7 protein-coding genes are annotated in these 9,338 nt (G+C 37.2%); 3 read left to right on the forward strand and 4 right to left on the reverse strand.

Features of this window, described 5'->3' with window-relative positions:
- Nucleotides 1–250 precede the first annotated feature (250 nt).
- Complete coding sequence (locus tag MLOOGBEN_RS24840) at nt 251–1,156, forward strand: COX15/CtaA family protein (protein WP_179160966.1); 906 nt, start codon at nt 251–253, stop codon at nt 1,154–1,156.
- 41 nt (nt 1,157–1,197) lie between these two features.
- Here MLOOGBEN_RS24840 and pyc read toward each other — a convergent pair whose 3' ends face one another.
- The 3 genes from pyc to MLOOGBEN_RS24855 form a co-directional block, all read right to left on the reverse strand.
- Nucleotides 1,198–4,659, reverse strand: coding sequence for a pyruvate carboxylase (pyc, locus tag MLOOGBEN_RS24845; RefSeq protein WP_179160967.1), 3,462 nt, complete (start codon nt 4,657–4,659; stop codon nt 1,198–1,200).
- Nucleotides 4,660–4,695: 36 nt separating this feature from the next.
- The gene (locus MLOOGBEN_RS24850) at nt 4,696–5,895 is read right to left on the reverse strand and encodes an FtsW/RodA/SpoVE family cell cycle protein (protein WP_179160968.1); all 1,200 of its coding nucleotides are present in this window, start codon (nt 5,893–5,895) and stop codon (nt 4,696–4,698) included.
- 172 nt (nt 5,896–6,067) lie between these two features.
- Nucleotides 6,068–6,349, reverse strand: a complete 282-nt coding sequence (locus MLOOGBEN_RS24855) for an Fpa/YlaN family protein (RefSeq protein ID WP_095247795.1) — start codon at nt 6,347–6,349, stop codon at nt 6,068–6,070.
- Between the two features lie 175 nt (nt 6,350–6,524).
- Here MLOOGBEN_RS24855 and MLOOGBEN_RS24860 point away from each other — a divergent pair, with 175 nt between their 5' ends.
- A complete protein-coding gene (locus MLOOGBEN_RS24860; RefSeq protein ID WP_179160969.1) occupies nt 6,525–7,022 on the forward strand; it encodes a peptidyl-prolyl cis-trans isomerase in 498 nt (165 codons plus the stop codon).
- Between the two features lie 62 nt (nt 7,023–7,084).
- On the opposite strand, the gene MLOOGBEN_RS24865 is transcribed toward MLOOGBEN_RS24860, so the two are convergent.
- Nucleotides 7,085–8,413, reverse strand: a complete 1,329-nt coding sequence (locus MLOOGBEN_RS24865; RefSeq protein WP_095247787.1) for a PhoH family protein — start codon at nt 8,411–8,413, stop codon at nt 7,085–7,087.
- A gap of 204 nt (nt 8,414–8,617) precedes the next feature.
- Between MLOOGBEN_RS24865 and MLOOGBEN_RS24870 the strand changes: the two genes are divergently transcribed.
- Nucleotides 8,618–9,205, forward strand: coding sequence for a YhcN/YlaJ family sporulation lipoprotein (locus MLOOGBEN_RS24870; protein WP_179160970.1), 588 nt, complete (start codon nt 8,618–8,620; stop codon nt 9,203–9,205).
- Nucleotides 9,206–9,338: the final 133 nt, after the last annotated feature.

Raw genomic sequence — 9,338 nt, forward strand, 5'->3', positions numbered from 1 at the left:
TCTTTATATTTATAACAGACACCTATCAATTTAGTAGTAGTTTTCACTATAATAATAGTGTTAACCTAAAGTTATCCGCAATCTAAATTTTAATAAAAGTAATACAAAAATTTCAGTTTTAATTCTGTTCTTTTTCCTGTGTTTTCGTTATGATAAGGTAGTACTTTTATCGCTAGATATTCCAAATCATTATACTTACAAAATATTTAACAAAAAAATTTATTAGACTTTTATTTAAGAAGGTGATTGTTTGCGACGTTCTTTAAAGTGGTTAGCTGTGGCAACTACTATTGGAATGATACTAGTTTTACTTGGGGGCGCACTTGTTACAAAAACAGAATCCGGTATGGGGTGCGGAAGATCTTGGCCATTATGTAATGGTGAGTTCGTGCCAACGGAGATAACTCCTGAATTAATTATTGAACTTGCTCACAGACTAGTATCTGGTGCGGTCGGTTTTATGGTACTCATATTATCTATTTGGACTTGGAAAGTAATCGGGCATATTAGGGAAACAAAATTCCTTTCCTTTCTTTCTTTTTTCTTTTTACTATTACAAGGATTAATTGGAGCTGCAGCTGTTATATGGGAACAGTCTGACTTTATCCTCGCATTACACTTTGGTATATCACTCATTTCTTTCGCCGCTGTATTTTTGCTTACTTTATTGATTTTTGAAATTGATAAAAAGTTTGATGCAGATAAACTTACTATCGATAAAAGAATGGGGTTTCACATTATTTCTATTTCTATTTATAGCTATTTTGTCATTTACACAGGTGCCCTAGTCCGCCATACCAAATCAAGTTTGGTCTGCCGTGATTGGCCGTTATGTATCAATGACAGCCCCGCACTTCCAACTAACCTATTTGAATGGGTGCAGATGGGACATCGTGCGGCAGCTGGTCTCATCTTTATTTGGATTGGATATGTTACTTATTTAGCAGTAAAAAGGTATCGTCAGCAAAAAGTTATCTATTGGGGCTGGATTAGTGCGTTTACTTTAGTATCTCTCCAGGTTTTATCCGGAGCTCTTGTTATTTTTACTCAGTTAAATCTTTTTATTGCTTTGATGCATGCATTATTTATTACGTGTTTATTTGGTGTACTAAGTTATTTTCTCTTTTTATTATCAAGATCACAAAAAAAACAATAAAAAAAGTTGCCGGGTATTATACTTGGCAACTTTTTTTATGACTATTTATCCAATTCAAGCAGTAAATCTCCAGTTTGAATTGCTTCCTCACTTTTTACGTAAATTTCTTTTATTACTCCTGAAAAAGGAGCTTGAACGGTTGTTTCCATCTTCATAGCCTCGGTGATTAGGAGATGGTCTCCTCGTTCCACTCGTTCACCTTTATCCACTAATACTTTGACAACTGTACCAGGCATAGTGGCCGAAATATGTGTCTCATTTTTAGGATCTGCTTTTAATCTAGATATTACCGCTGCTTTGATACTTTCATCCTTAATATTTATCTCACGGGGCTGACCATTTAGTTCAAAATAAACGACACGTGTACCATCCGCCTGCGGCTGACCAATTGAGACAAGTTTAACAATAAGTGTTTTTCCAGTTTCAATCTCTACTTCAATTTCTTCCCCAAGCCTAAGCCCATAAAGGAAAGTAGGTGTATCTAAAAACGATATATTTCCATATAGGTCAACCGTATTCAAATACTCTTTATAAACTTTTGGATAAAGCGCATAGGAAATCAAATCAATATCTGAAATGTTTCGTCCCAACTCCTTAGCTAACTCTTCCTTTAATTCTGAAAAATTCACATCAGGTAGTAACTCGCCAGGACGAACCTCCAATGGTCTTTTCCCTTTTAAAATTACGTTCTGCAGTTTTTCTGGGAATCCTTGATGCGGCTGACCGAGATACCCCTGGAACAATTCAACTACAGAATCTGGGAAGTCAATTGAGTCTCCATTATTATGGACATCTGCTTCTGATAAATTATTTTGTACCATAAAGAGTGCCATATCCCCGACAACTTTTGAAGATGGCGTAACTTTTACGATATCCCCAAACATATGATTGACCCTGGTGTACATTTCCTTGACTTCATCCCACTGATCGCCAAGTCCCACACCTTTCGCTTGCTGCTGTAAATTACTGTATTGTCCACCTGGCATCTCATGCTGGTACACCTCTGAATGTGGTGCAACCATTCCACTTTCAAAATCGTGATAATATTTCCTTACATCCTCCCAATAATAAGAAAGCTGTTCAAGAGCATTAATATTTACATTAGGCTTCCTATCCTTACCTTCTAATGCGTAATACAGAGAATTTGCGCTTGGCTGTGAAGTAAGCCCCGCCATCGTACTTAGGGCTGTATCCACAATGTCTACTCCACCATCAATGGCACGAGCATAGGTGAAGATCCCATTTCCACTTGTATCATGCGTATGAAGGTGAATTGGAATATCTATTGTTGCTTTTAGTTCAGATATTAGTCGATAGGCTGCTTCAGGTTTTAGCAATCCTGCCATATCCTTTATCCCCAATATATGTGCCCCTTGATTCTCTAGTTCTTTTGCTAGTACTTTATAATAGTTTAAGTCATATTTTACTCTCGTTGGATCAAGAATATCACCGGTATAACAAATTGCTGCTTCGGCGATTTTTCCACTGTCCCTGACTGCTTCAATAGCGATTTCCATTCCTGGCACCCAGTTTAAGCTGTCAAAAACTCTGAATACGTCAACCCCTTCTTCCGCAGACTTTCTAACAAATTCTCTGATAAGATTGTCAGGATAATTTTTATATCCCACTGCGTTGGAACCGCGGATTAACATTTGAAACAAAACATTTGGAATTTTTTCACGAAGCACCCGCAATCTTTCCCATGGATCTTCTTTTAAAAAGCGATAGGCTACATCAAAAGTTGCTCCTCCCCACATTTCAAGAGAAAATAGGTTCGGCATAAGCTTTGCTGTCGGCTCAGCTATATGCAAAATGTCGGTTGTTCTTACCCTTGTTGCCAATAACGACTGATGTGCATCTCTGAAAGTAGTATCCGTTAATAATACTTTATTTTGATTCTTTACCCATTGAACGAGTCCTTCTGCACCATTTTGGTCCAGAATTTGTTTTGTTCCGTCCTGGTAAGGAACATCATATTTTAATTTAGGCACTCGCGGTTTCGAAAACACCGGTCTTTTCTTTTTTTCAACACCTGGGAAGCCATTGACCGTAACGTTTCCAATATAGGATAGCATTTTGGTTCCACGGTCCTTACTAACAGGAAATACGAATAACTCCGGAGTTGAATCGATAAATGAAGTATCATACTCCCCTCTTCTAAAATTCTCATGTCTTACAACATTCTCAAGAAAAGGAATATTGGTTTTTATTCCCCGAATTCTAAACTCCCTTAGATTCCGAACCATTTTAGATGCTGCTTGTTCGAAGGTTAATGCCCATGTAGATAACTTCACAAGCAAAGAATCATAATAAGGTGTGATGACAGCACCTTGAAAACCATTTCCTGCATCAAGGCGAACACCAAAGCCCCCTCCAGAGCGATAAGCCATAATTTTTCCGGTATCAGGCATAAAATTATTAAGCGGGTCTTCTGTTGTAACACGCGACTGGATCGCAAAACCGTTAATCCGAATCTCTTCTTGCGGAGGAATTCCGACAATTGGACTATGTAAATCCTGACCTTCAGCCACTAAGATTTGCGTATGTACAATATCAATTCCTGTTACCATTTCAGTTACAGTATGTTCAACCTGAATCCTTGGATTTACCTCTATGAAATAAAAGTCTTGACCAGAAACAAGAAATTCAACTGTCCCTGCATTTAAGTAATCTACATTCGTCATTAGCTTAACTGCGGCTGCACAAATTTTCTCCCGTAATGAATCAGTTATTGACACACTAGGGGCTACTTCCACTACTTTCTGATGACGGCGCTGTACAGAACAATCCCGGTCATACAAATGGACAATGTTACCCTTTTTATCTCCAAATATTTGTACCTCTATATGTTTTGGTTTCTCAATTAATTTTTCCAGATAAACTTCGTCACTTCCAAAAGCTGCCTTGGCTTCTGATTTGGCACGGTCATATGCTTCTTGCATTTCCTCTTGGCTCCTTACAATCCGCATTCCGCGTCCACCACCGCCAAGGGCCGCTTTAATAATAATCGGATAACCATGATGGAAGGTAAACTCTTGAACTTCTTCGATGTTATCGACAGGTCCATTGCTGCCTGGAATTACAGGTATACCTGCCAGTTCAGCTTGCTTCCTAGCCTTGACTTTATCACCGAACATATCAAGATGCCTTGATGTTGGTCCAATAAAAATAATACCTTCTTCTTCACAACGTCTTGCAAAATGAATATTTTCTGATAAAAAACCATATCCTGGATGAATGGCGTTTGCTCCGCTAAACTTAGCAATTTCAATGATTCCATCAATATCTAGGTAGGCATCGATAGGTTTCTTGCCTTCACCGACTAAGTAGGCCTCGTCTGCTTTATAGCGATGATAGGCTCCAGTATCTTCCCTAGAATAGATAGCAACGGTTTTGATATTTAATTCAGTACAAGCCCTAAAAACCCTAATAGCAATTTCTCCTCTGTTCGCAACTAACACTTTATTAATTTGTCCTGTCAATTTTGGCACCCCATATCTCATTTTGATAAAAGCGCAGGGAATACTTTGTTCCCCGCGCTACGTTCTAAATTGATATACATTTCCATCTTGATGACTACTATTCTTTTCTTGGTGCTGTTGTTTATATTTATTTTCGTATCTAACAAACATTGAGACGTTCACTAGAATACCTGCTGCAATAGATAGTTGTAAAAGTGAAGATCCTCCATAACTTACAAATGGTAAAGGGACACCTGTTAGTGGCATGACCCCTGAAACACCCGCAAGGTTGATAAAAGACTGAATTCCTATCATACTAGATATCCCAATAGCCAATAAGCTGCCAAAGGGGTCCTTACAACGAAGACCAAGATAAATGCCTCTTAATACAATATAAGCCAGCGTAATGATTACAAAACTAACACCCCATACACCTAACTCTTCCGCGATAACTGCCATAATAAAATCTGTGTGGGATTCAGGTAAATATCCTAGCTTTTGAACACTCTTTCCTAATCCCAAGCCATTTACCCCGCCAGAACCAATCGCAATATACGAGTTTGCTAGATGAAACCCAGAATCTAGTTCATCTTGGAAGGGATTACTTAAAACTTCAAATCGTTCCAAACGTTTTTCAGAAAAAATTTCATCCTGCAGCACTAAAATAACAGGTGATAGCAGAATCATTCCTAGCAACACTAATTTGGTAATTGTTTTAATATTCATTCCTGAAGAGATTATAATTGTACCCGCAATCAGACCAATAATAAGTGCTGTACCAAAGTCTGGCTGGAAGGCAATCAATCCAAGTACGATTACTAAGTAGGCTAATGGCGGAAGTACACCATGATTGAATTTGTTAATGTATGCCTGTTTCTTCGCATAAACAGCTGACAAATAAATAATAAGTGATATTTTTACAAACTCCGCAGGCTGAATACTAATAAAACCAAAGTCATACCAACTTTGTGCATTTCCTCTAACTTGTCCAAATACAAAAAGCCCTAAAAGACCTACGATAGACAATCCAACCATTGGCAGTAAAAATTTTGTGCTTTTCATTATTTTGTAAGGGAACAGGGCGATGATAATAAAAATAAAACCCGAAGCAAATAGGTAGACCTTCTGTTTTTGATAAAAATAATCACTTTCAACTCCATATCTTTGGACGCTTGAAGCCATACTGGCACTATAAACCATAACTAATCCAAATAAAGACAAAAGGATGATTGCAATAATTAGTGAATAATCATAGGATTTTAATATTTTTTTTAACATGTTATAACTTCCTCGTTTTTAAAATTGTCGTTATTGCTATTATAATAGAAAATGGAACGATTTAGTTGAGGAAAAGTTACATTACTACAATCTTTTGAATGGGAATATTCTGAAAATGGAAAAGGTTAATAAAAAACTCAAACAACACATCATCATTGTTTGAGTTTTTCAGCTATTTTCTAAGGGATGCTTCATGAAGCGCAGATAATTCTCTTTCTAATTTATCTAGAATCGCTTTGCCATCCTTGACTTCAATTAAGCCTAATCTAACCGCAAATTCTATCTCTCTTGATAACCCAAACATTTGCGTATCCAATACCTCTTCATAAAGAGGGCATTGAGGCATCGTGAGATTTTCCATTTGCACCTTAATAAGCTTTAAAATTTTTTCAGCGTCTGCCTGTAACAAGGCATAGGCTTTTTCCTGATGATTCACTATCATTTCAGACGCCAACATTGATCCCCCCAATTCAGAGCGATAACCCAACTTATCTATAAATTTTACCTTTTACTACAGAAAAATGCAAGAACAATAACCTCGAGGGGCATATAGTTCCTTGATATTCCTTATATGACATTCATTCTATTTCACGTTATACTTTAATAGATATGAACTGGAGGAATGAATGATGGAAAATATAATAGTACTATCTGGAAAGGTAAAATATTCAATTACTCTCGATCCCACAGTTTGGATTTTTGATGATCGAAAGGTGGATTTGACTACATACTTCTCTACATCTTTTGAACACAAAAGTGAACTTGAGGAGTACACTAAATCGGTATCTAAACATTGGGACCGAGAAATCATGGAGGGTGCTGTCTATCCGCCAACATTAAAAACGGAGAAGAAATATGAGAAAGAAAAGGTATTAACAGGTAGTTTCGGTATTCCTATCCTGCCTTTTTTAAAAAATGCAGAGCTTAAGGACGATGCTGTTTCTTTAACCATAAAAACTTTAACATCAGAACATGAGATATCTCTTGAAATGGCCAAGAATCTACTATTAGGTTTTTCAAATGGTGGTAAACCACTTTTAGAAGATGGACCTGTCCATGTTTATTTCGGTGATGCTTCTAACCTATTACACCCGATAAAAAATGTTAGAGAATTTATTATAAAATAATAAACAACGGGTGCCAATTTGGTACCCGTTTTTAGCGATTAACACCTTCATTTGTCTCATAGTTACAGCAAATCGGCTGCCAGCCTGGCTAATCCTGATCGTTCCCCTTTTAACAGCTTAACATGTCCGGAAATTACTTGGTCTTTAAAACGTTCCACGACATAGGTAAGACCATTATTGTAGGCGTCAAGATATGGATGGTCTATTTGTTCAGGGTCTCCCATTAAAACAATTTTGCTGCCCTCACCCACACGTGTAAGGATTGTTTTCACTTCATGCTTTGTTAAATTTTGGGCTTCATCAATAATAATAAATTGCTTCGGCAGACTTCTTCCTCTGATATAGGTTAAAGCTTCTACCTCGATTGAACCCATTCCTGCAAGGATAGCATCCAATTCCCCAGGCTTTTTAGTATTAAATAGGTATTCAAGATTATCAAATATCGGCTGCATCCAAGGTCTTAGTTTTTCTTGTTTTTCACCGGGCAAATACCCTAGATCCTTACCTACCGGTACAATCGGCCTTGCTACTAATAGCTTTTTAAATTCTCTAAAGTCCTCTGTCTGCATTAGCCCAGATGCCAGCGCCAGTAAGGTTTTACCTGTCCCTGCTTTTCCTATTAAGGTAATAAGCGGGATATCTTTACGAAGCAGCAGCTCTATTGCCATCGTTTGCTGCACATTTCTCGGGTGAATCCCCCATACATGTTCTTGATTTATGGCAAGTTTCTTTACCTTTTTTCTTGTTTTATCGACCATTCCTAACGCTGACGCAGACCCTCCTAGTGCGTCTTTCATGATTAAGTATTGATTTGGATAAAATGAATATTTTCCAATTTCCGATAAAAGCAATTCACCTTTTTCATAAAAGGAACCCAGCAATTCTACTGATAAAAAAACTTCCAAAAAACCTGTGTAAATATGGTCAATTTCGACCACCCTGTCACTTAAAAAGTCTTCAGCAGTTAATCCAATCGCGTCTGCCTTTACCCTGACTAGTGTATCTTTACTTACAAGGATTACTGGCTTTCCATTTTCCTTTTGCTGTTCTTCCGTTGATAAATTTTTTGCAACTGCAAGAATTCGATTGTCATTTGTTTTTTCTACAAAAATTTCCTGTAATTCATGAAAAGCACGATGATTAAGTTCAATTCTAATCGTTCCACCATTTTCAAGAGGGATTTTTTCATGAAGCTTACCCGCTGCTCGCAATTCATCAATTAATCTTGATACATGACGGGCATTTCTCCCAATTTCATCCATGTACCTTTTCTTTGAGTCCACTTCTTCAAGGACAACTGCAGGAATGACTACTTCATTATCTTCGAATGAGAATATGGAATACGGGTCTTGTAATAAGACGTTTGTATCTAACACGTATATTTTACTCAAAGCGACGCCTCCACTTTTTCTAGTTGATTGGTTTGTTAATCCGTTCATTACAAACCTATTGCTAGATAGGACTTTGGTAAAATATATGTTTGTTCGAATAAAGATAGAAGGATTTCCGCACAATAAATGTAAGTTGAGTATAACGAAATTCCTGAGAACACAAGTGAATCGTTTATACAACTCTATCTGGAGGTGGATTTTATAATGAAGAAGCTTTTCATATTTACCACTTTAGTATTGGTCCTTGCAGCTTGTAACAACAGTAACAATGCTCAAAATAATGAAAAGCAATCATTGGTTAACGTTAAGAACAGTTATATAGAAGATGTGGACCGGAAAACTGGGCAGGAGGTTTCCAAACGATTAGTTGAACTTGCAACTAGTATTCCAAATGTTCATGATGCAACTGCAATTGTCATTGGCAGATATGCCATTGTTGGTATTGATGTAAATTCAAAGATTGAACGATCTCAAGTGGGCTCAATCAAATATTCAGTCGCGGAAAGCCTGAAGGAAGACCCTTATGGTGCCCGTGCAATCGTAGTGGCTGATGCAGATACAAATCAGCGTCTGAAAGAAATTGCAGAAGATATCGAAAAAGGAAGACCCATACAAGGTATAATGGAAGAACTTGCCGACGTGGCAGGCAGACTTATGCCTGAAATCCCTGGAGATATGATTGACCCTAATCCTAAAAATGCTCCAGAAGAACCAAAGAAAAAGCTTAAGCAAGATGAAAAAGATAGCTTAGATAAAAAACAAAATGAAGAATCAAATGAACATATGAACTAAAAAAGCAGAGCTTATATTTGTTCTATTGAAAAAGCTTAGTCAATTTGACTAAGCTTCAGGCTGTCGAGAAACTCTCGACAGCCTTTTATTTTTTCATAAACTTTAATGATTCACCGCGTTAATTTGATATAAT

It is taken from the genome of Bacillus sp. EB106-08-02-XG196 (assembly GCF_013396335.1).
Taxonomy (GTDB): domain Bacteria; phylum Bacillota; class Bacilli; order Bacillales; family Cytobacillaceae; genus Neobacillus.

Coding starts and splice junctions, on each gene's coding strand:
- pyc (WP_179160967.1), bottom strand. CDS start 4,659: ATGAGATATGGGGTGCCAAAATTGACAGGACAAATTAATAAAGTGTTA.
- MLOOGBEN_RS24850 (WP_179160968.1), bottom strand. CDS start 5,895: ATGTTAAAAAAAATATTAAAATCCTATGATTATTCACTAATTATTGCA.
- MLOOGBEN_RS24870 (WP_179160970.1), top strand. CDS start 8,618: ATGAAGAAGCTTTTCATATTTACCACTTTAGTATTGGTCCTTGCAGCT.
- MLOOGBEN_RS24860 (WP_179160969.1), top strand. CDS start 6,525: ATGGAAAATATAATAGTACTATCTGGAAAGGTAAAATATTCAATTACT.